General features: G+C 70.0%; 18 protein-coding genes and 1 pseudogene. 9 read left to right on the forward strand and 10 right to left on the reverse strand.

What is annotated here, in order from left to right; all coding sequences use genetic code 11:
- Window positions 1-109: 109 nt before the first annotated feature.
- The 4 genes from ACFYWX_RS03255 to ACFYWX_RS03270 all read left to right on the forward strand — a co-directional run bounded on the left by ACFYWX_RS03255 (window position 110) and on the right by ACFYWX_RS03270 (window position 4245).
- Window positions 110-1069 (forward strand): intradiol ring-cleavage dioxygenase, encoded by a 960-nt coding sequence (locus ACFYWX_RS03255; RefSeq protein ID WP_389422233.1) that lies wholly within the window; start codon window positions 110-112, stop codon window positions 1067-1069.
- Window positions 1070-1235: 166 nt separating this feature from the next.
- Complete coding sequence (locus ACFYWX_RS03260; RefSeq protein ID WP_389422234.1) at window positions 1236-2612, forward strand: MFS transporter; 1377 nt, start codon at window positions 1236-1238, stop codon at window positions 2610-2612.
- Window positions 2613-2660: 48 nt separating this feature from the next.
- Window positions 2661-3119: a hypothetical protein gene (locus ACFYWX_RS03265; RefSeq protein WP_389422235.1), complete on the forward strand. Its 459-nt coding sequence runs from the start codon at window positions 2661-2663 to the stop codon at window positions 3117-3119.
- Window positions 3120-3252: 133 nt separating this feature from the next.
- The gene (locus ACFYWX_RS03270) at window positions 3253-4245 is read left to right on the forward strand and encodes an intradiol ring-cleavage dioxygenase (protein WP_389422236.1); all 993 of its coding nucleotides are present in this window, start codon (window positions 3253-3255) and stop codon (window positions 4243-4245) included.
- A 73-nt stretch (window positions 4246-4318) separates the two neighbouring features.
- Here ACFYWX_RS03270 and ACFYWX_RS03275 read toward each other — a convergent pair whose 3' ends face one another.
- Complete coding sequence (locus ACFYWX_RS03275) at window positions 4319-6877, reverse strand: FG-GAP-like repeat-containing protein (protein ID WP_389422237.1); 2559 nt, start codon at window positions 6875-6877, stop codon at window positions 4319-4321.
- Between the two features lie 185 nt (window positions 6878-7062).
- Here ACFYWX_RS03275 and ACFYWX_RS03280 point away from each other — a divergent pair, with 185 nt between their 5' ends.
- Complete coding sequence (locus ACFYWX_RS03280) at window positions 7063-8406, forward strand: polysaccharide lyase family 1 protein (protein WP_389422238.1); 1344 nt, start codon at window positions 7063-7065, stop codon at window positions 8404-8406.
- A gap of 67 nt (window positions 8407-8473) precedes the next feature.
- Here the strand turns inward: ACFYWX_RS03280 and ACFYWX_RS03285 are convergent, their stop codons facing one another.
- Window positions 8474-9085, reverse strand: a complete 612-nt coding sequence (locus tag ACFYWX_RS03285; protein WP_389422239.1) for a hypothetical protein — start codon at window positions 9083-9085, stop codon at window positions 8474-8476.
- A 77-nt stretch (window positions 9086-9162) separates the two neighbouring features.
- Between ACFYWX_RS03285 and ACFYWX_RS03290 the strand changes: the two are divergent.
- Window positions 9163-9308: pseudogene (locus tag ACFYWX_RS03290) on the forward strand (pectate lyase); the annotation flags it as partial.
- 82 nt (window positions 9309-9390) lie between these two features.
- Here the strand turns inward: ACFYWX_RS03290 and ACFYWX_RS03295 are convergent.
- Complete coding sequence (locus ACFYWX_RS03295) at window positions 9391-10323, reverse strand: hypothetical protein (RefSeq protein ID WP_389422240.1); 933 nt, start codon at window positions 10321-10323, stop codon at window positions 9391-9393.
- 165 nt (window positions 10324-10488) lie between these two features.
- Window positions 10489-11346 (reverse strand): helix-turn-helix domain-containing protein, encoded by an 858-nt coding sequence (locus ACFYWX_RS03300; protein ID WP_389422241.1) that lies wholly within the window; start codon window positions 11344-11346, stop codon window positions 10489-10491.
- A 394-nt stretch (window positions 11347-11740) separates the two neighbouring features.
- Here ACFYWX_RS03300 and ACFYWX_RS03305 point away from each other — a divergent pair, with 394 nt between their 5' ends.
- Together ACFYWX_RS03305 and ACFYWX_RS03310 are read left to right on the forward strand one after the other, a co-directional pair.
- Window positions 11741-12616 (forward strand): helix-turn-helix domain-containing protein, encoded by an 876-nt coding sequence (locus ACFYWX_RS03305; RefSeq protein ID WP_389422242.1) that lies wholly within the window; start codon window positions 11741-11743, stop codon window positions 12614-12616.
- The gene (locus ACFYWX_RS03310; RefSeq protein WP_389422243.1) at window positions 12613-12822 is read left to right on the forward strand and encodes a DUF397 domain-containing protein; all 210 of its coding nucleotides are present in this window, start codon (window positions 12613-12615) and stop codon (window positions 12820-12822) included. Before ACFYWX_RS03305 ends, ACFYWX_RS03310 begins: the two co-directional genes overlap by 4 nt.
- Before the next feature lie 7 nt (window positions 12823-12829).
- Here ACFYWX_RS03310 and ACFYWX_RS03315 read toward each other — a convergent pair whose 3' ends face one another.
- The 3 genes from ACFYWX_RS03315 to ACFYWX_RS03325 form a co-directional block, all read right to left on the reverse strand.
- Complete coding sequence (locus ACFYWX_RS03315; RefSeq protein ID WP_389422244.1) at window positions 12830-13195, reverse strand: PH domain-containing protein; 366 nt, start codon at window positions 13193-13195, stop codon at window positions 12830-12832.
- Window positions 13196-13242: 47 nt separating this feature from the next.
- A complete protein-coding gene (gene metG / locus ACFYWX_RS03320) occupies window positions 13243-14859 on the reverse strand; it encodes a methionine--tRNA ligase (protein ID WP_389422245.1) in 1617 nt (538 codons plus the stop codon).
- 118 nt (window positions 14860-14977) lie between these two features.
- On the reverse strand, window positions 14978-16741 hold the full coding sequence (locus tag ACFYWX_RS03325; protein WP_389422246.1) for a VWA domain-containing protein: 1764 nt from the start codon (window positions 16739-16741) through the stop codon (window positions 14978-14980).
- Between the two features lie 273 nt (window positions 16742-17014).
- Between ACFYWX_RS03325 and ACFYWX_RS03330 the strand changes: the two genes are divergently transcribed.
- Window positions 17015-19099 carry a PhoX family protein gene (locus ACFYWX_RS03330; RefSeq protein WP_389422247.1) on the forward strand — a complete coding sequence of 695 codons (2085 nt, stop codon included), beginning with the start codon at window positions 17015-17017 and terminating at the stop codon, window positions 19097-19099.
- 70 nt (window positions 19100-19169) lie between these two features.
- Here ACFYWX_RS03330 and ACFYWX_RS03335 read toward each other — a convergent pair whose 3' ends face one another.
- Genes ACFYWX_RS03335 through ACFYWX_RS03345 form a run of 3 tightly spaced genes read right to left on the reverse strand, consistent with a single transcriptional unit; the run spans window position 19170 to window position 21298 of the window.
- Window positions 19170-20174 (reverse strand): endonuclease/exonuclease/phosphatase family protein, encoded by a 1005-nt coding sequence (locus tag ACFYWX_RS03335; RefSeq protein WP_389422248.1) that lies wholly within the window; start codon window positions 20172-20174, stop codon window positions 19170-19172.
- The gene (locus ACFYWX_RS03340; RefSeq protein ID WP_389422249.1) at window positions 20119-20463 is read right to left on the reverse strand and encodes a hypothetical protein; all 345 of its coding nucleotides are present in this window, start codon (window positions 20461-20463) and stop codon (window positions 20119-20121) included. The genes ACFYWX_RS03335 and ACFYWX_RS03340 overlap by 56 nt, the downstream gene beginning before the upstream one ends.
- Window positions 20464-20506: 43 nt before the next feature.
- Window positions 20507-21298 carry an alpha/beta fold hydrolase gene (locus ACFYWX_RS03345; RefSeq protein ID WP_389422250.1) on the reverse strand — a complete coding sequence of 264 codons (792 nt, stop codon included), beginning with the start codon at window positions 21296-21298 and terminating at the stop codon, window positions 20507-20509.
- Between the last annotated feature and the right edge of the window lie 29 nt (window positions 21299-21327).

Genomic DNA, 21327 nt, shown 5'->3' on the forward strand with positions numbered 1-21327 from the left:
TGGAAAGGGACCTGAAATCGACGTCGGTTTCAGGTCCCTTTCGCGTGCGCGGGGAAAAGGCGCTGTTTTCTCAGGTCGTTGACAGGCTTCTTACCTAGCTTCCGGGACCATGACAGCGAATGAACAGCATCAAGAGCCCCAGGCCGCCACGGAATCCAGTGAATTGACGCGCCGCAAGGTCGTCGCGGTGGGCGCGGGCGCGCTCGCCGTGGTGGGCCTGGGCGGCAGCGCGTTCGCCGCGAACGCCTTCGCCGAGGACACCGCGAGAACCACCGGGGACGATGCCGAACTCTGCTACCGGCTGACCTCGGAGACGGTGGAGGGCCCGTACTACATCGACGCCGACAAGATCCGTCAGAACGTCACCGAGGACCGCGAGGGAATTCCCGTCCTCCTCAGCCTCAAGGTGATCGACTCCGAGACGTGCAGGCCGATCCGCAACGCGGCCGTCGACATCTGGCACTGCGACGCGGTGGGCGTCTACTCCGGCTACGAGGACCAGGGCAACGGAGGGGGCGGGGGCGGCCCCGCTCCCACGGGTGAGCCCCCGACCGGCGAGCCCTCGGGGCCCCCTCCCGGCGGCGGGCACCAGGAGCCGACCGACGACACCCGCTATCTGCGCGGCACATGGCGGACGGACCGGGACGGCCGGGTGACGTTCCGGACGGTCTTCCCGGGCTGGTACCGGGGCCGCTGCGTGCACATCCACACCAAGGTGCACGTCGACGGCAAGTGGACCGACGCCGGGTACGAGGGCGGCCACACCTGCCACACCGGCCAGTTCTTCTTCGACGAGGAGTCCGTCCTCGCCTCCGCCGAGGTGGAGCCGTACGTGTCCAACACCGCCGAGCGCACCACGCTCACCGAGGACACGATCTACGACCAGAGCGGCACGCAGGGCGGGCTGCTGAAGCTGAAGTACGACAAGCGGCACATCGCGAAGGGCGTCCACGCGTCGCTCACGGTGGGCGTCGACCCGGAGGCGACGCAGGACGGCCAGGGCGGACCGCCGCCGGGTGGTCCGGCGTCGCCCTCGGCGTCACCTTCACCGTCGCCTTCGGCCGGCTGACACCTCTCGGCCCCCGACCTGCACGGTTGGGGGCCGTTTTCTCTCCACCACTTGTTCATATACGTGTCCATCTGAACAGCCCATTGACCCGGAAGTGTTGCCTCCATATCGTGCCCAAGAACGTGATAGCGATTCACGTATGTGAACGGCGAGTGGGGAGACAACGATGTCAGAACCGTCAGAGCCTGAAGCCTCCCGGCCCGGGGCCGAGAGCCGGGCCGTCGGCAAGTTCCTGCGCCGGATGATGCCGCTGCTGGTGCTGATGCTCCTGGTCAACAACCTGGACCGGACGAACGTGGGCTTCATCGAGGAGGAGCTCCAGGCGGACGTGGGGATCGGCGCCACCGCCTACGGCTTCGGGGCCGGCCTGTTCTTCATCGGGTACGCCCTGTTCGAGGTGCCGAGCAACATGCTGCTGGAGCGCTTCGGGGCCAGGGTCTGGCTGACCCGGATCATGATCACCTGGGGTCTGGTGATCGTGGCGATGTGCTTCATCCACAACGTCACGACCTTCTACGTCCTGCGCTTCCTGCTCGGTGTCGCGGAGGCCGGCTTCTTCCCCGGCGCGATGCTCTACATCACCCAGTGGCTGCCCGACTCCAGCCGCGGCCGGGCGACCGCGATCTTCCTGGGAGGTTCCGCGGCCGCGGGCATCGTCACCGGACCGATCACCGGCGCGCTCCTCGAGCTGCACGGGGCGGGCGGGATCGCCGGCTGGCGCTGGATGTTCGCTCTGGAGGGCACGTTCTCCGTCGTGGTCGGCATCGCCGCCGGCTTCTTCCTCGTCTCCCGGATCGAGGACGCGCCCTGGCTCACGCGGGACGAGAAGGACGCGCTGAGCGTGGCGGTGGCCAAGGACCAGGAAGCCCGTATCGGGGCGCCGAAGGTGTCGCGGCTGAGGCTGCTGTTCCACCGTCAGGTGGCGCTGCTGATCGGCGCGTTCTTCGCGATGACGCTCACGGGCTACGCGATCACGTTCTGGCTGCCGAGCCTCATCGAGGACATCGGCGGACTGTCGTCCTTCCAGGTCGGGCTGCTGTCGGCGATCCCCGCGGTGTGCTCCATGGTCGCCATGTACTCCATGAGCCACTTCACCGACCGCGCCCCGGACCGCCGCCCCTACCTGGCACTCATGCTGGTGCTGTCCGCCATCGGAACCTTCCTCGCCACCCTCGGCTCCCCCTGGTTCGGCCTCGCGGCGATCACCCTCGCGGGCGTCGGCTCGAAGTGCGCGGCGACGCTGTTCTGGCCGATGGCACAGTCGGGGCTGGACCTGAGGATCGCGGCGCCGGGCCTGGCCCTCGTCAACTCGATCGGCAACCTGGGCGGTTTCGTGTCCCCGACCCTCTTCGGCTACCTCAAGGACACGACAGGCAGCACGAACGGCGGTCTCTACACCCTGTCGGCGGCGTCGCTGCTGGCCGTGGTCGCCGCGATGTTCATCCGCGGTGCGCGGGCGACCTCCGAGCGGCCCCTCTTGGAAACCTCACCGGAGGCACACAGCAACCCCGAGGGAGGCGCACAGCGGCCTGTCGTGTCATAGGGGAGGCGGGTCGTCCAGCACCGGAGAGACCGGAGAGTAGGGGAAGTCATGGGGTCGGGGTCCACGGGATTCATGCTCGCGTCGGCCGTGCTGTTGATCGTCGGCGCGGTGGTCGCCGTCGTGGCGCAGCGGCGGACGGGGCGGGCGGCGGATGACCTGTCCGACCTCGATGCGGAGGCCGAGGCGAACGGGTGGCTCGTGCGGTTGGGCGCGAGCCTCTCGGGGCTGGACGTACGGGAGTGGGCCCGCGCCGACGAGAACGCGGCGCAGGCGCTGGCCCACGCCACCGACCACCACCGCAAGGCCCGCGCCCAACTGGCATCGGCCCGCACCTCCGCGGAGTACACGCAGGTGAGCCGGACGGCGGCGCAGGGGCTCCGGCATGTGGAGGAGGCTCGGGCGGCGTTGGGGGCGAGATGGGAAGGAACGTCCACGCCGGGGTGGGTAGTTCGCACCAGATGTGCCGCAAGGCCGTCACCACTCCGCAGTCCGGCGGGTCCCGAGTAAGGCAAGCCTTGCAAGGACTTTTACCGGAAAAGGGCCGAGATTGGACCCCGTTCTCACCCCGCCCTCACGGACCCATGGAATTCCATAGCCCTTTCTCACGGTCCTGACAGCCGTGCCTCCTAGCTTCCTCGCCATGACGGGAAACCAGACGGCCGAAGGGCCGAAGCACAAAAAGAACCTGACTCGCCGCAAGGTCGTCGTCGCCGGTGCGGGTGTCGTCGCCGCGGTGGGGGCGGGCGGCACGCTGGCCGCGGGTGCGTTCGCCGGTGAGACCCCCAAGGGGAAGAAGGGGGCCGGGGCCTCCGCGAGCAGCAGCAGCTCCGAGGTCTGCTACAAGCTCACCTCCGAGACCACCGAGGGCCCCTACTACATCGACGCCGACAAGATCCGCCAGGACATCACCGAGGACAAGGAGGGCATCCCGCTCACCCTCAGCCTCAAGGTGATCGACTCCGAGACCTGCAAGCCCATCGCGAACGCGGCCGTCGACATCTGGCACTGCGACGCCCTCGGCCTCTACTCGGGGTACGAGAGCCTGTCCACCGGGGGCGGCGGCGCACCCTCGGGCGCTCCCAGCGACGCCCCCTCCGGCACCCCGACCGGCGAGCCGCCGTCGGGTGAGCCGCCGGCCGGTGGCGGCGGTGGCGGTGGGCACGAGGAGCCCACCGACGACAAGCGGTACCTGCGCGGCACGTGGAAGACCGACAAGCAGGGGCGCGTCACCTTCAAGACGGTCTTCCCGGGCTGGTACCGGGGCCGCACCGTCCACATCCACACCAAGGTGCACGTCGACGGCAAGTGGACCGACGCCGGGTACGAGGGCGGCCACACCTGCCACACCGGTCAGTTCTTCTTCGACGAGGTGTCCGTCCTCGCCTCCGCCGAGGTGGAGCCGTACTCCACCAGCACCACCGAGCGCACCACCCTCACCGAGGACACCATCTACGACCAGAGCGGCACCCAGGGCGGCCTGCTCAAGCTGAAGTACAACAAGAAGAACATCGCGAAGGGTGTTCTCGGCTCGATCACCATGGGCGTCGAGCCCGACGCCACCCACGACGGCACCGACGACGCCGTCCAGCCGGGCGCGTCCGCCTCGGCGTCGGCCTCCGCCTCGGCGAGCTGACATGACAGGGCGCCCGGGAGTACGCGTCTCCCGGGCGCCCCTCAGCCTTTACGACAGGGCCTTGCAGCCGCCTTTACGACAGGGCCTTGTAGCCGCCCCAGCCCGTCGCGATCCTCGTCCCCGCGCCGAACGAACCCTTGCCGTCACCGTTGTGGCGGTAGAGGTTGCCGCTGGTGTCGCGGGCGACGATGTCGGCCTTGCCGTCGCCGGTGATGTCGCCGACGCCGGCGAGGGCGTTGTAGGAGCCGCCCCAGTTGGCGAACACCTTGGTGCGGGCCTTGAAGGTGCCCGTCCCCGTGCCGTCGTAGCGGTACAGGTTGTTGGACTTGTCCTGCGCGATGAGATCCCCGATGCCGTCACCGGTGATGTCCCCGACTCCGACGATCTTCTTGTACGTCCGCCAGTCCGCGAAGATCTTCGCGCGGGCCGACAGGCCGCCGGTGCCGGTGCCCTTGTAGAGGTAGATGTCTCCGGTGGTCGCGTTGCGGGCGACCAGGTCCGGGCGGCCGTCGCCGCTCACGTCTCCGGGCGCGGCCAGGACGTCGTACTGGTTCCAGCCGCTGGTGCCCACGGTCGTGTACGCCGTCGACGGGGTGACGGCCTTGCCGCACACCGGCTTGTACAGCCGCAGCGATCCGTTGCTCTGCCGCACGAGTACGTCGTTGCAGCGGTCGCCGCTCAGGTCGCCGAAGGGCACCGCCGTGATCGACGTGGCCCAGCCCGTGGCCGTGGTCTTCCCCGAGAACCTGCCGCCGTAGTGGACGGACAGAGCCCCTGACGAGTTCAGGGTCAGCAGATCACCCGTGCCGTCCGGGGTGCCCGAGGCGCCGCCGAAGTCGCGGGCGACGGCCGCGCCGCCGGAGACGGTGACCGTGCCGGAGGCCAACTTCACGGCGGTGGTCGCGCCCTGCTGGGTGGCGTTGAGGGTCCAGGTCAGGGGGCCGTTGGGGGCGTAACCGCCGCTGGTGGTACGGCCGTTCCAGCTCGCCGCGACCAACAGGTCGGCGGTGGTGCCGGTGAGGGTGCGGACGGTCTTCCCCGCCGGGTCCTTGATCGTCACCGACCAGGAGGAGGTGGGCCGGCTGAGCTGCCAGGTGGGCGCCCAGACGGTGCCGGCGGAGGTCGTGCTCTTCAGCGAGGCCGCCGCCGGGACGGTGGACCCGGTGACGGCGAGCGCGGGCCAGGCGGTCCGGGAGCCGTACAGCTGCGCCTTGCCACTGTCGGTTTTGGCGCCGGACCAGACGGCGGTGGCACTGCCGTCGGGGCCCACGCTGATCTCGCCGTAAGTGCGGGCGTTCGTCGAGCCAGGCAGCTCGGCGGGAGTGGTCCACGTGCCGTCGGTGCGGACGGACTCCCGCAGGGCGCCGCTCTGGTTCCACAGGGCGCGCACCGTGCCGTCGGGGCCGATGGTGGCGTCGTACGCCTCGGAGGCGTAGGCCGTCGACAACGTCTTCGGGGCCGACCAGGTGCCGGTGGCGGCGTCGCGGGTCGCGGTGCGGGCGCTGAACGTGCTGGTGTAGTCGACCCAGACGAGGGTGACGTCGCCGTCGGGCGCGATCAGCGGCTCGGGGGTGCCGGCGAGGTCGTCGCTCGCGGTCACCGTCTCGGGCGCGGACCAGGTGCCGGCGGCGGACCGGGTGGACGTGAGGATGGTCGTGTCCTCGGACTCGTCGGTGCCCGGCCAGGCGAGGGTCAGGGTGCCGTCGTCGCCGGCGGTGACCTCGGGGTCGCCGACCGACTGGTAGCTGCCGGTCGCGGCGGCGGGGGCGCTCCACTCGGCGGCGCCGGCCGCGCGGGTGACCGCCAGCAGCCGGGCGGACGGGCCGTCCCACTGCTTGTAGACGACGACGGTGGTGCCGTCCGAGGTGACGGCGACGCTCGGACCCGCGGCCAGGTCGGCCCCGTCCGCGGCGGCGGTGCTCAGCGGCACCGGCGCGGACCAGGTGCCGTCGGCGCCACGCGTGGAGCCGTGGACCTCGGCCACGGCACCGGCCGTGGTCCGGTTCGCCCACACCGCGGTGAGCGTCCCGTCGGGGGCCTCGGCGAGGTCGATGCCGGCGTTGCCCCAGGTGGTGTCGGTGCCGACGATCTCGGCGGGCGCGGACCAGGCGGACCGGTCGGCGGCCAGGACCGAGCTGACCAGGCGCATGCCGAGGGGGCCCTCACCCGGCGCGGCCTCGTCGGGGTGCTCCACCCACAGGGCGGTGACCGTGCCGTCGGCGGAGGCGTGCAGTTGGGCTGCGCCGGCCTCGGTCGGGGTGGTGGCGAGGAGCTTCGGCGCTCCCCAGGTGTCGCTGCCCTCGGCCCGTACGGCCGCGTACAGCTTCCGCTCGCCGCCGCCGGTGCCCGCGAACTGGTTCCACAGGGTGACGGCGGATCCGTCGGTCGCGGTGGCGACGTCGAGGACGTAGGTGTCGACGTCGGTGCCGGTGATGGCGGTGGCCGTGCTCCACGGCGCGACCGGAGCGACCGGCGAGGTCGGAGCGGTTGGCGCGGTCGGAGCGGTCGGCGCGGTCGGAGCGGTCGGCGCTGCGACGGCTGCCGACGGAAGGACGGCGCCGCCCGCGACCACGAGCGCCACCGAGGAGATCGCGACCGCCAGTCGGCGGCGCGGCAGGGCGTATCTGCCCACGTGTTCTTCCCTCCCCGCGAAGGGACACGCTCCCTTCGCACAAGTGAGCGGACTTTACCAACGCCGAAAAAAACAGTGACGGGCGGCAACCCCTGTGGCTGCGGCGACAACTGAGGGGTCGTGAGCACCGTTCACCGGAGCTTCACCGCACAGCACTTGTCCCACAACCCTGTAAGGACTCCACCGTGGCAGCAGCCTCCCACCGCCGGTCCCTCCGCAAGCGGCGCGCCCTCGTCGTCTCCGCCGCCGTCGTCGCGGCGGGTGTCGGCGCCGGTGTGGTCGTGATGAACGCGAACGCCGCCCCCGTCGACCTGTTCCACCAGACGCTCGCCGCGAAGGACGGCTGGGCGTCCTCCGGCACCGGCACGACCGGCGGCGCGAAGGCCGACGCCGCGCACACCTTCACCGTCTCCACTCGCGCGCAGTTGGTGAAGGCGCTGGGTTCCGCCACCGACACCACGCCCCGGATCATCCAGGTCAAGGGCACGATCGACGCCAACACCGACGACGCGGGCAAGAAGCTGACCTGCGCGAACTACTCCTCCGGCACGGGTTACTCGCTCTCGGCGTACCTGAAGGACTACGACCCCGCCACCTACGGCCGCTCCAAGCTCCCCTCCGGCACGCAGGAGAAGGCCCGCGCCGCGGCCCAGGCCAAGCAGGCGAAGAACGTCGTCTTCAAGGTGCCGGCCAACACCACCCTCGTCGGCGTGCCGGGCACGAACGCGGGGATCACCGGCGGCATGGTCCAGATCCAGAACGTGGACAACGTCATCGTCCGCAACCTCACCTTCGCCGCCACCGAGGACTGCTTCCCGCAGTGGGACCCGACGGACGGCGACGACGGCAACTGGAACTCGAACTACGACTCCGTCACCCTGCGCGGCGCGACCCATGTCTGGGCCGACCACAACACGTTCACCGACGGCCCGCACTTCGACAGCGCGAACCCCAAGTACTACGGCCGCGAGTACCAGATCCACGACGGCGCCCTCGACATCACCAAGGGCTCCGACCTGGTGACCGTCGAGCGCAACCAGTTCACCAACCACGACAAGACGATGCTCATCGGCAGCAGCGACACCGACAGCGTCGGCAAGCTGCGCGTCTCCATCCACCACAACGTGTGGAAGGGCATCATCCAGCGCGCTCCCCTGGCCCGCATCGGCCAGATCCACATCTACAACAACGTCTACGACACGACGACCCTCAACGGCTACGCGCCGCAGTACAGCATCAACTCCCGCGCCAAGGCCCAGGTCGTCGCCGAGAACAACTACTGGAAGCTCCCCTCCGGCGCCAAGCCCGCCAAGGTGTTGAGCGGCGACGGCACCGGCTCGGTCAAGGGCACCGGCAACCTCGTCAACGGCACGGTCACCGACCTCGTCGCCGCATACAACGCCGCGTCGTCCAAGGACCTGAAGACCACGGTCAACTGGACCCCGACCCTCACATCCGGCCTCCAGACGTCAGCGAAGAACCTGCCGACGGAACTGGGGACGACCACGGGCGCGGGCGTCCTGAAGTAGCGCGTGTGCGAGGGGCCCGGGATGTGTTCCCGGGTCCCTCGCGGCGTCTCACTCGCTTGGCAATCGCTCAGGACTGGGATTCGGCCCAGAAGTTAAAGATCCTTGAGAAGCCCGCCCGTACGGCGCCGCGCCGCGTGAGCACGGACCGGTCGACTCCGGAGAAGAGAGCTGCGAGGGAGACGTCGGCGGGTAGGACCCGGCCCGCCACCTGCACGGTTACTTTCCTGCCGCTTCCGAGACCCGACTGCCGCACCGTGATGACGACACCGGGGTCTTCGGCGTCGGGCTGCCGGGACAGCGTGTATGCCCGGCGGTTGATCGCCGTGAGTCTGTACGCGTCGCCCAGATACGTCATGTGCAGGGAGCGCCCCCGGTGCGTAAGCGCCCACCGGTGCCGGCTCATCCGCACGAGCCCGTCGCCCACCCGGAGCGTCGCGCGGTTGAGGGTCGGCATCGACAGGACGTCCGTGTGCACGCCGCGCGTCTCGAACGTGGCCGTGGGGATCAGAGCACCGCGCACATCCGTGACGATTGCGTTCGACGCGTCCCGGCCCGCCGGGTACACCACCCGGATGTCGCCGAGCTCCGGAGAAGTGCCCTCCCAGCCGAACTTCGTTCGCCCGACGGGCTGTTTCTCCTTCCAGTACGTGAGTGTGAACGGGCTGATGGTCGTGTGCATGTCGTCCCTCGCTAGTCGAACGGGTTGAGGGCGCTGCCCAGCTTCTTCGCCCCGCCGGCGATACCGTCCCCGACTTCTACGACACGACGACCCTCAGCGGCTACGCGCCGCAGTACAGCATCAACTCCCGCGCCAAGGCCCAGGTCGTCGCCGAGAACAACTTCTGGAAGCTGCCCTCGGGCGCCAAGCCCGCAAGGGCCTCCATGGCGATGGCACGGGCGCGGGCGTCCCGAAGTAGTGCATGCGTGAGGGGCCCGGGACTTCAAGTCCTGGGCCCCTCACGGGCGCTGCGCCTTGTGCTGCGGCTACTCGGTTTCGAAGATCTCGGCAGCGGACGAGGCGGTGAGAGCTCGGTCGAGCCAGTGGCGCAGGAGGTCGAGGTCGTCGCAGGAGGTGATGCGTTCGCGTGCCTCGTCGGGGACGTCGAGGCCGCGCCGCTCCAGGACGAACAGGATGTCCTCGGCTCGGCCCTTGGCTTGGCCCTCGGCCCGGCCCTCGGCCCGGCCCTCGGCCCGGCCCTCGTCGAGGGCCTTGGCCCGGGCTTCGTCGCGGACTTCTTCGAAAAGGGGCGACTTGTAGAAAGAAAGGTCCACGGCCACCAGGTTCCTCCATAGTGCTGCGGCGGGCAGCTTGCCCAGGCCCTGCGAGATGAATTCGATGATGGGGTTCTTGACGGCGTCCGGCGTGTCCCGCAGAACGGTCGTCATTGCCTTCAGTATGGCCCCGATGTCCGGGTTCTTACCGTGAGTGATCGCGGACAGCGTGGCGAGCGCGAGGTCCTTGCGGGCCTCGGCCGGGTCGGTGATCACCGGCATGTTGTGCGGTCCCGCGACCAGCGGGCGCAAGGTGAGCACGGGCCACTGCCGAGGGCCGAAGTGGACCGGTCGCGCCGCCCATTCGGCGGTGGCACGGTCCTGGCAGACGACCAGCAGTATCGGCTGCAACTGGTACTTCGTGAGCAGGTACGACGCGTAGTACGCCCAGCTGGCGGGCTTGTCCGGGTCCTTGCCGCCCTGGGCCTCGATGGCGAGGATGAGCGGTTCGTCGTCCTCCATGTCCAGCCGCAGCAACGTGTCGACGCGGCGTTCGAGGGGGCGGGTTTCGGTGAGGTCGGTCGGCAGGACCGTGACCGAGGTGGGTGGGGCGAAGTCGACACCCAGCACCTCGGAGACCCGGGAGAAGAGGTCCGGGTGCTCCTGGAAGATGCGGTGCATCGCCTCGTGGGGCGAGCTGACCATACGGGTTCCTGTGAGGGTGAGGTAGTAGGAGGTAACACGGGAAGGGGATTGCCTCTGGCACATGCCAGAGCCGATCCTGTGTCGAGCGTAGGGGCGCAACACCGCGCAGTGGCAGTGCAGTTGGTGATGTTCACCCGCAGGGGTGAGTGCGGTGTGAGTCGGTCTTCAGTGGACGAGTTCGCGGCACTCCCGGCAGCGGCCGGGCTCGGGGGCGCGGAAGGCGCGGTCGCAGCTGTCGCAGTTCCGGAGTGGGTGCCTGACGGGCGGGGGTGTTTCCGGGCTGCGGTACGGCGGCAGGGGCGGGAGCTGAGCCGCGAGGCGGTGGGCCAGGAGGGCGGCCGGGCGGTGCAGGGGCTCAGGTGGCAGGTCGCTGCTCAGGGCGTGGCGTACGGCGGTGGGGGTGAGGTCGCGCTCCAGCCAGGCGACGACGCCGGGGGCGAGGTGCTCGGCGTCGGTGGTGGAGAGCAGGAGGCGCGGGTCGTGGCGGCGGAGGCCGGCGAGGAGATCGGTGGCCGTGCGGAGGAGGGCGGGGGAGACGTGTGCGGGCTGGGGTACGGCGGGGAGGAGCTTGCGGGGCGGCGGGGCCTTGTCCGGGGCGGGCCGTCGAGTGGGTGGCCTGGACGCTTCGGCTGCCGTGCCGTGGTGCCCGGGCTGGTTGCAGGAGACCGTACGGGTGACGATACGGCCGCTGTCGGTGCGTTCGCGGGTGCGGCGCAGGTAGCCGTGGGTCTCCAGTTCGCGCAGGGCGGCGGCGATACGGGTCGGCCCCTCGGGGAAGCGGGCGGCGAGGGTCTTGATGTCGACGAGGGCGCCGCTGGGGAGGGACTGGATGTGGACGGCGAGACCGATGGCCAGCAGCGACAGGTCGGGGTGCTGGGCGAGGTGGTTGCCGATCACCGTGAAGCGGGTGGTGTGGCGGGCGTTGTCGTGGACGACGCCGGCGTGCGGGCGCCTGTGAGGGTGGTTTTTGCCCGGGATGCGGGACTGGGCGCGCAGGGGCGCGCTAGGGTTTTGGACGTCCATCAGGAAGCTTGTCTCTTCCTCGGTGGTCAGGCCCTCGCAGGGATCGCTAGTCCCGGCGGGGGCCGACTCATGTCTGGGGTCGTGCTCTGTCGCGCCGAGCGTAAGGCAGGCAACCCATCCCGAATCCAGCCGAGTTGGGCATATTCACTCGCGGGAGTGAGTTTGCGCGGCGGGAGGGACGGGTGGGGCTTGGTGAGGTTCTTTCCCTCTCGTGTTCCTTGGAGAAGAGCGCCGACGGCACCGGAGCACACGCGGGCGGGCTTCGGTGGTGGGGCCGGGGTGGGTGGACTTTTTCTCGTTCACGTCACCGAGCGTGGTGGCGCGTGCTTACCGTGAACAGTGACGACGCCGATGCGCAGGGTGACTGCCCGGCGGTACGACGGAGGGGTGCGGTATGTCGGTGAACGGCGAGGTACGGCGGCTCAAGAGCGAGGCGGACGAGCCGGGGTGGGAGGTGGACCCGGATGACGACTGGGGTCTCGCGGTCGTCGCCACCGTGGGGCGGCAGTTGAAGCTGCGGCGGGAGGCGAAGGGGATGCGGGCCGCCGAGTTCGGGACGGCGGTGGGGTACGGGGAGGACCTCGTCTACAAGATCGAGGGCGGGAAGCGGATCCCCCGGCCTGAGTATCTGGACAGGGCGGACGAGGTGTTGGGGGCGGGTGGGTTGCTCTCGGCGATGAAGACGGACGTGGCCAAGGTTCGGTATCCGAAGACGGTTCGGGACCTGGCCCAGATGGAGGCCAGGGCGGTCGAGCTCCAGCTCTACGATCCGCTGAACATCCACGGGTTGTTGCAGACACCGGAGTACGCACGCGGGCTGCTGCTGATGCGGCGCCCTGCGTACACCGAGGACGAGGTGGAGCGGTTCATCTCCGCGCGGGTGTCTCGGAAGGCCGTGTTCGAGCGCGACCCGGCGCCTGAACTCAGCTTTGTCCTGGAGGAGTGGACACTTCGGCGTCCGCTCGGGGGAAAGGTGCTGTTGCGCCGCCAGCTCGAACATCTGCTGGACGCAGGGCAGTTGCGGAATGTCGAGCTTCAGGTGATGCCGATGGATCGCGAGGAGCATGCCGGACTGGCCGGCGGTATCGAGGTGCTGAAGTTCGCGGACGGCTCGGTGGTCGGGCGCTCGCCAGCAGTGGCCAACGGTCGACCGATTTACGAGCCGAAGCAGCTCCGTATCCTTGAACTGCGGTATGGCATCATCCGGGCTCAGGCTCTCACGCCACGGGAGTCGACGGCCTTCATCGAGCAACTGCTGGGGGAGACATGATCCGTAAGACCTCGGTCGGGGATGCTTCCGGCCTGGCGTGGTTCAAGAGCAGCTACAGCAGCAGCAGTGAAGGCGACTCCTGCGTGGAGATCGCCACCACCCCCGCTGCAGTCCACGTCCGCGACTCCAAGAGCATCGGCGGACCTCAGCTCGCGCTGGCGCCGGACGCGTGGGCGGACTTCGTGACGTACGCGTCCGGCAGCTGACGTATCCCTACCCGGCGACGAACTGCGTGAGGATCGCCTGGACCTCGTAGATGTCGACGCCCTTGGTGAAGGTCTTCTCGATCGGCTCGTGGGTGCCGGAGATCCAGATCTTGAGTTCGGCGTCGAGGTCGAAGTGGCCGGCCGTCTCGACCGAGAAGTGCGTGATGCTGCGGTACAGGATGGAGTGGTACTCCACCTTCTTGCCGGTGAGCCCCTGCTTGTCGACCAGGATCAGGCGTCGGTCGGTGAAGAGGATGGTGTCGCGGATGAGCAGGTACGCGGCGTGGACCTGCTCCCCGTGGCCCAGCAGGCGCTGGTAGTCCTGCTGGGCCTTGCCGGGGTTGACGGTGTGCGCGTTTCCGAACAGTGCCATGTACCGGGGGACGCGCACGGGGGTGCGGAGGGTTGCGTACGCAGGACCTACGCGGTCGGCTTCTCCTCAAGGCGCGGGAAGAGAACCGCGCCCTTCGTGACCGTCGAGCCGGCCGGGAGCGTGCCCCACTCGCCCGCCTCCTGGACGTTCTGGTCCGCCAGCGCCCCGAGGGACGGCTCGGCGCCCAGGGAGTCCCAGAGCTTCTGGGAGGTGTCCGGCATGACCGGGTTCAGGAGGACGGCCACCGCGCGGAGCGACTCGGCGGCGGTGTAGAGGATGGTGGCGAGGCGGGCCCGGCCTTCGGCCGAATCGTCCTTCGCGACCTTCCACGGCTCCTGCTCCGTGATGTAGCCGTTGACCTGCTTGACGAAGTCGAAGACCGCCAGGATGCCGCCCTGGAAGTCCAGCTCGTCGCCGATCTTCCGGTCGGCCTCCGCGACCGCCTTGGCGAGGCCGTCGTGAACCGCCTTCTCGGCCTCGCCGTCGGCGGTGGACTCCGGCAGCGCGCCGTCGAAGTACTTGCCGACCATCGCCGCGACGCGGGACGCCAGGTTGCCGTAGTCGTTCGCGAGCTCGCTCGTGTAGCGGGCAGAGAAGTCCTCCCACGAGAAGGAGCCGTCCTGGCCGAAGGCGATCGCGCGCAGGAAGTACCAGCGGTACGCGTCCACGCCGAAGTGCGAGGTCAGGTCCTGCGGCTTGATGCCGGTCAGGTTCGACTTCGACATCTTCTCGCCGCCGACCATCAGCCAGCCGTTGGCCGCGATCTTGCCGGGGAGGGGGAGGCCCTGCGCCATCAGCATCGCCGGCCAGATCACGGCGTGGAAGCGGAGGATGTCCTTGCCGACCAGGTGGACGTCGGCCGGGAAGGTGGCCTCGAACTTCTCCTGGTTCTCGTTGTAGCCGACCGCCGTGGCGTAGTTCAGCAGCGCGTCGACCCACACGTAGATCACGTGCTTGGTGTCCCAGGGGATCGGGATGCCCCAGTCGAAGGTCGAGCGGGAGATGGAGAGGTCCTGCAGCCCCTGCCGGACGAAGTTCACGACCTCGTTGCGCGCGGACTCGGGCTGGATGAAGCCGGGGTTCGCCTCGTAGTGGGCGAGGAGCTTCTCGCCGTACTCGCTCAGCTTGAAGAAGTAGTTCTCCTCGCTGAGGATCTCCACGGGCTTCTTGTGGATCGGGCAGAGCTTCTGACCTGCGAAGTCGCCTTCGCCGTCGAGGAGCTCACCGGGGAGCTTGTACTCCTCGCAGCCGACGCAGTACGGGCCCTCGTAGCCGCCCTTGTAGATCTCGTCCTTGTCGTACAGGTCCTGCACGAACTCCTGGACGCGGTCGGTGTGCCGCTTCTGCGTGGTGCGGATGAAGTCGTCGTTCGCGATCTCCAGGTGCTCCCAGAGGGGGCGCCAGGCCTCGTCGACGAGCTTGTCGGCCCACTGCTGGGGACTGACGCCGTTCGCCTCCGCGGTGCGCATGATCTTCTGACCGTGCTCGTCCGTGCCGGTGAGGTACCACACCTTCTCGCCACGCTGACGGTGCCAGCGGGTGAGCACGTCGCCTGCGACGGTCGTATAGGCGTGGCCCAGGTGAGGAGCGTCGTTGACGTAGTAAATGGGGGTGGAGACGTAGTACGCCTTGCCACCCTGCTTCTCTGATCCAGTGGCCGCCATGCCCGAAATCCTACTGGGCGGGAGATGGTCGACTCACATGCGTTTCGCGGGGTGGACCCGGGACTGGACCCGGGGGTGGACGGTGGGCCGTCCACCCCCGGAGAGCGCCGGCAGCGGGTTACGGGCGCCAGGCCGCCAGGATGCCCTCGTAGACCTCGGCGTCCGTGAGCTCGCGCGGGGTCTCGCCGGCGAGGAAGTGGGACGTGTTGTCCAGCTTCAGCTTGCGGAGGTAGTCGAAGGCCTTGTTCTCCGGGTCACCGAAGGCGATGAAGGAGAAGAAGAGGGCGGGGTGGTTCTTCGCCGCGTCCGTGAGGGACTGGGTGGCGGGGGTCTTCGCGTCCGGGGCGCCGTCCGTCTGGAAGACGACCAGGGCGGGGGTGTCGGAGGCTTCCTTCTCGTGGTGCGCGATCACTGCCTCGACGGCCGCGTGGTAGCTGGTACGGCCCATGCGGCCGAGGGCGCCGTGGAGGTCGTCGATCTTGTTCTCGTGCTCGGTGAGGGTGAGCTCGCCGGTGCCGTCGAGTTCCGTGGAGAAGAAGACGACGTGGACGGTGGCCTCGGGGTCGAGGTGGGCGGCGAGGGCGAGGGTCTGCTCGCCGAGGGCCTGGGCGGAGCCGTCCTTGTAGTACGGGCGCATGCTCGCGGAGCGGTCGAGGACGAGGTAGAGCTTCGCTCGGGTGCCGGTGAGGTTCTGCTTCTTGAGCGTGGCGCCGGCTGCCTTGTAGGCGGTGGTGAGGCTGGGGGCGCGGGACTTTACGCGGGTGAGGGGGGTTGCGGGGGCCGCCGCGGGCGTACCGGCCTCGGCTTCGCCTTCGGCCGGGTCGTCGTTCCCACCCGCACCGCCCGTGCTGGTTTCGTTGTCGGGTGCCGGTGGCCCCTGCGGGGCGTCCTCGCCGTCGGCGGCTGCGGGCTCGGATTCCGGGGTGGTTTCCGCGACCGGTTCCGCGACCGGTTCGGCGACCGGCTCTGCGACCGGCTCTGCGACCGGCTCTGCGACCGGTTCGGCGACCGGTTCCACCTCGGCCGCAGGCTCGGGCTCCGGCGTGCTCTCCGCTGCGGGCTCGGGCTCGGACGCAGGCTCCGCTTCCGGCTCCGTGGCCTTCGGTTCCTCGGCGACAGGCGCCGCCTGAGCCGCGGGCTCCTCGGCCGCGGGCACCGCCTCAGCCGCGGGCTCCTCTGCCACCGGCTCGGCCGTCTCGGCCACCGGCTCCGGCGCCTCGGCAACCGGTGCAGCCTCGGGTTCGGGTTCGGCCACCGGCTTCGGCTCCTCGGCCGCGGGCGCAGCCTCGGGCTCTTCGGCCACCGCCTCCGGCGCCTCGGCAGGCGCAGCCTCGGGTTCGGGCTCGGCCACCGGCTTCGGCTCCTCGGCCGCGGGCGCAGCCTCGGGCTCTTCGGCCACCGCCTCCGGCGCCTCGGCAGGCGCAGCCTCGGGTTCGGGCTCGGCCACCGGCTTCGGCTCCTCGGCCGCGGGCGCAGCCTCGGGCTCCTCGGCCACCGGCTCCGGCGCCTCGGCAACCGGTGCAGCCTCGGGCTCCGGCTTCTCAGCCACCGGCTTTTCAGTCACCGGTTCCTGCGCCGCAGGCTCCTGCGCCGCAGGAACCCGTTCCGCCCCCGCAGGTTCCTCCTCCGTCACGCGGGTCTGCTTCGGGACCGTCACGTTGTTGAAGGCTGCCGAGACCAGGTCGTGCTCATGGTCGTCGGACGTGCGGGGTTCGGGGACCTCGGCGGCAGGGGGCGCGGGGGCCTCCGCCGTCGGGGTCGTGGAGGTCGGAGGCGTCGGCTCCGGCTCCTGCGAAGGAACCTGCTCCGCACCCTCTGCTTCGGCAGTGCGCGCTTTGCGTGACCGGCCGAACGCGTTCCGCAGGAGAGTGAGAATGCCCATGTGCGCAACCCTTCGCATGAGTTGTAGCCCGTCAATCCCTGGCCAGGACGGACACGTAAGGTTAGCTGCCCCGGATGGCGATCTTGGGGAGGGTCGGGGGCCACGGGTCCGACCGCTCAGCCCGTGGCCGGTTCCGGCCCCCGCCGGCCTCCCCAACTTCCTTACGGATGCCTCGGGTTCACCCCTCGTTCACCGCGTCGCCCCGCTTCCGCACAGTTGCGCCGCCTACCGTCCGTCACGCGAGATTCAAGGGGAAGCAAGGGGAGAGTAAAAGTGCGCATTCCGCTGCCGATCATCAGTACGACGTCCCCGTCGTGCTCGTCCGACTCACATCCCGGCGGCCGGTCCGCCCTGACCTGCCGCTTCCGGTGCGGTGACGCCTGCTTCCACGAGGCGCCCAACCCCACCGCGAACCCGTACGTCGGCGACGTCATCGCCGGCGCGCTCAGCCGCCGCAGCGTGATGCGTGCCGCGGCCGTCGTCACCGCGGCAGCGGCGGCAGCCGGTACGGCAGGGATCGCGGGGGCTCAGCCCGCCGCCGCGGCCACCGCGTCCGGCACCCACAAGCCCTCCGGGCGTCCCGCCCGCGGCCTGCGCTTCAGCCCCGTCGCGCCCAACACCGCCGACGCCGTGACCGTCCCGGACGGGTACCGGCAGAACGTCGTCGTCCGGTGGGGCGAGCCCATCCTGCGCGGTGCGCCCGCGTTCGACCCGGAGAACCAGACCGCGGCCGCCCAGGCCGGACAGTTCGGGTACAACAACGACTTCCTCGCGCTTCTGCCGCTGCCCGGTGAGCGTCATCGCCAGATCCTCGTCGCCAACCATGAGTACACCGACGAAGTGCTCATGTTCCGGGGGTACGACGCCGCCAACCCGACGCGGCAGCAGGTCGAGGTCGCCTGGGCCGCCCACGGCCTGGCCGCCGTGGTGGTCGAGGGCGACCGGAAGACCGGCCATCTCGTCGCCGTGCCCCGGCATCCGCTCAACCGGCGCGTCACCGCCACCACCGAGTTCCGGATCACCGGGCCCGCCGCCGGGTCCGAGCTGCTGAGGACGTCCGCCGACCCGACCGGCACCAAGGTCCTCGGCACCCTCAACAACTGCTCCGGCGGCACCACCCCGTGGGGCACCACCCTCCACGGCGAGGAGAACTTCAACCAGTACTTCGCCAACGCCGGGCGGGCCACCGACAAGCGGTACGGCATCGGCACCGGCGCCACCGAGCGCAAGTGGGAGAGGTTCGACAAGCGGTTCGACGTCGCCCAGGAGCCCAACGAGCCGCATCGGTTCGGGTACGTCGTGGAGTTCGATCCGTACGATCCGACCTCCACGCCCCGCAAGCACACCGCGCTCGGGCGGTTCAAGCACGAGGGCGCGACCGTGCGGCTCACCGACGACGGGCGGCCGGTCGTCTACTCCGGCGACGACGAGCGGTTCGACTACTTCTACAAGTTCGTCGGCAGCAAGCGCGTCAAGCACGGCACCTCCCGCGCCGCTCGCGAGCACAATCTGTCGCTGCTCGACGAGGGCACGCTCTACGTCGCCAGGCTCACCGGTGACTCGCCCGCCATCGAGATCGACGGGACGGGGAAGCTCCCGGCCGACGGCGAGTTCGACGGGAGTGGGGAGTGGATCGCGCTGGCCACCGCCACCGCCGACGGTGCCGTCTCGCACGTCGACGGGATGACCGCCGAGGAGGTGTTCGTCTTCACCCGGCTCGCCGGTGACAAGGTCGGCGCCACCAAGATGGACCGGCCCGAGGACATCGAGCCCAACCCGCACACCGGCAAGGTCTACGTCGCCCTCACCAACAACACCAACCGCGGTGTCGGCGCGAACGCCCCGGCCGACGAGGCCAACCCGCGAGGCGCCAACAAGCACGGGCACGTCCTGGAGCTCACCGAGCGCTGGAACCGGGCCGACAGCCGGAAGTTCGCCTGGACCCTGTTCCTCGTCGCCGGTGACCCGGACGACCCCGCGACCTACTTCGCCGGCTTCCCGAAGGACGACGTCAGCCCGATCTCCTGCCCGGACAACGTGGCCTTCGACCTGTACGGCAACCTGTGGATCTCCACCGACGGCGCCCAGCTCGGCTTCCACGACGGGCTCTTCGGCGTCGCGACCAAGGGGCCGCGGCGCGGTGAGCTGAAGCAGTTCCTCACCATGCCGATCGGTGCGGAGACCTGCGGCCCCATCGTCCAGGACCGGCGTGTGCTGGTCTCCGTACAGCACCCGGGCGAGGTCAACGGGGCGTCCGTGGAGAAGCCCGCGAGCGTCTGGCCCGACGGGGCCGGGAAGATCGTCCGCCCCGCCGTCGTCGCCGTATGGCGCGCGGACGGGGAGGACATAGGGGTCTGAGAGTCCGCAGGGATCCTCAGGATCCTCAGGATTCTCAGGGGATCCTGAGGGGCCCTCCTGGCGGGGCCCCTCACCGCCCGTGCAGCGACACGTCCACCACCAGCGCCCGGTGATCCGTGTCCGCCAGCCCCAGGAACCTCGCCCGGCTCGCCGAGAAGTCCGGCGACACGAGCACGTGGTCGATCTGGGTGCCGAGGGCCGGCGCGGTGCGGGACGGCCAGCTGGGGGTGCGGTCCTCGCCGCCGAGGCGGGCCGCGTCGCGCAGGCCGGTGTCGAGGATGCCGCGGAAGGCCGCGTGGTCCTGGGAGGCGTTGAAGTCGCCGGCGAGGATCACGGGGGAGCCCGGGCCGGCCGCGAAGTCCCGCAGCGCGCCCAGTTCGCGTCGCCAGAGGTCCACCTGGCCGGGGAGCGGGGGCATGGGGTGCGCGAGCTGGAGGCGTACGGCGTGGCCGCGCACGTCGGCGACGGCGCCGGGCATGCCCATCGTGCCGCGCACCCCGGCCGTGCCCCTCAGCGGGAAGCGGCTGAGGATGGCAGAGCCGTGCGAACCGTCCGCCTCGACGGCCTGGCGATAGGGATGGTCGAGGTCGCGCTTCAGCGCCGCCGCACACGCGTATTCGCACTCCTGCACGAATACGATGTCCGGCTTCTCCCGGCGCACGGTGGCGATCAGCGCGTCCGTCGCCCGGCCGAACTCGACGTTCGAGGTCAGCACGCGCAGCTCGGCGACCGGAGGCCCGCCGGGTTCGTCGGTCTTTCCGTACGGCTCGATGTACCAGGCGAGCAGCCCGAGGACCACGACGCACCACACCAGCCCGGTCCACCAGCGGGCGAGGAGCGAGAGGGCCAGCGCGATCCCGGTGGGCACGAGCAGCCAGGGCAGGAAGGCGAGCAGCTGCGGTACCGGGGTGGTGCCGTCGATGTCGGCGGCGCGGCAGCCCACGACCACGCTCACCCCGGCCAGCACCAGCCCGGCGCACCAGCCTGCGAACCGCCGCCCGGAGTGACGTCCGGCCTGGTCAGCGGAACTCTCGTACGACCTCGATCCGCCCCACGATGTGCGCGTTGAACTCATCCAGCTCCTCCGCCGGGACCCACAGCTCCAGGATGGTCTCACCGCCGGCCTGGCGCACGGGGTAGCGCTGAAGGAACTCGGAGTCCACCTCGAAGCGGGTGACGTAGCCGGAACCGGAGGCAGGGACGTTCCAGTCGCGGGCGATGCGGACGGCGTAGTCCTCGTTCAGGACCGGGTAGAAGATCGGCTGTTCGGGCAGGCGAGGCGGCCAGGCCGTCCAGCCGGAGGCCTCGACCAGGGCCAGCTCCTCGGGGCCCGTGGGGCGCCACAGGGTCGTCGTCTTGCGCATGGTCGGCGACGGTATCGGTGTCGGGCGGCGACCGGCGAGGGGATTACATGGGGCGCTGCTCGTCCACCCTCTTCAGGAACGTCCCCAGTGCCTCGTTGAACTCCTCCGGGCGCTCCAGGTTCGGCATGTGGGCCGCGCCGTCGATCACCCGCAGTACGGAGTCGGGGAGGGCCGCGTGCATGGCCTCCGCGTCGGAGACCGGGGTGAACTCGTCGTCGGCGCCGACGACGACCAGGGCGGGGGCGGTGACCCTGGTGAGCAGGTCCCGGTAGTCGGGGCGCTCGGCGCGGCCGCGCAGGGCCGCCGCGGCGCCCTCGGCGGGGGTGGCGGTCATCATGCGGTGGACGTGTGCCTTGACGGCCGGGTCGGCGTACGGGGCGACCATCTTCTCCAGGACCTCGTCGGCGTATCCGCGCATGCCCTCGCGCAGCAGCCGGTCCGCCATCGCGTTGCGTGCCTTCCTGCCCTCGGCGCTCTCCGGCGCAGGGAACGTGTCCGCGAGGACCAGGCCCCGGATGCGGTCGCCGAACTGCCAGTAGCAGTCCATCGCGATCTGGCCGCCCATCGACAGACCGGCCGGCACGAAGCTCTCCACCTTCAGGTCGTCCAGGAGCGCCGCGATGTCCTGGGTGAAGTCGGAGAGGAGCGTGATGCCGGGGACCACCGGGGACGCGCCGTAGCCGCGCAGATCGGGAGCGATCACACGTCTCTCCGCGCTGAACGCCTCGATCTGGGAACTCCACATCGTGCGGTCGAAGGGGTGGCCGTGGATGAGGACGAGGGGGACAAGGGAGGTATCCGCGCCTTTGTCCTCGTATGCGAGGAAGGAGGTCATGTGCTCGACCCTAGATCCGCTCAACTACT

The organism is Streptomyces sp. NPDC002888 (assembly GCF_042888465.1).
In the GTDB taxonomy this organism is placed as follows: Bacteria; Actinomycetota; Actinomycetes; order Streptomycetales; family Streptomycetaceae; genus Streptomyces.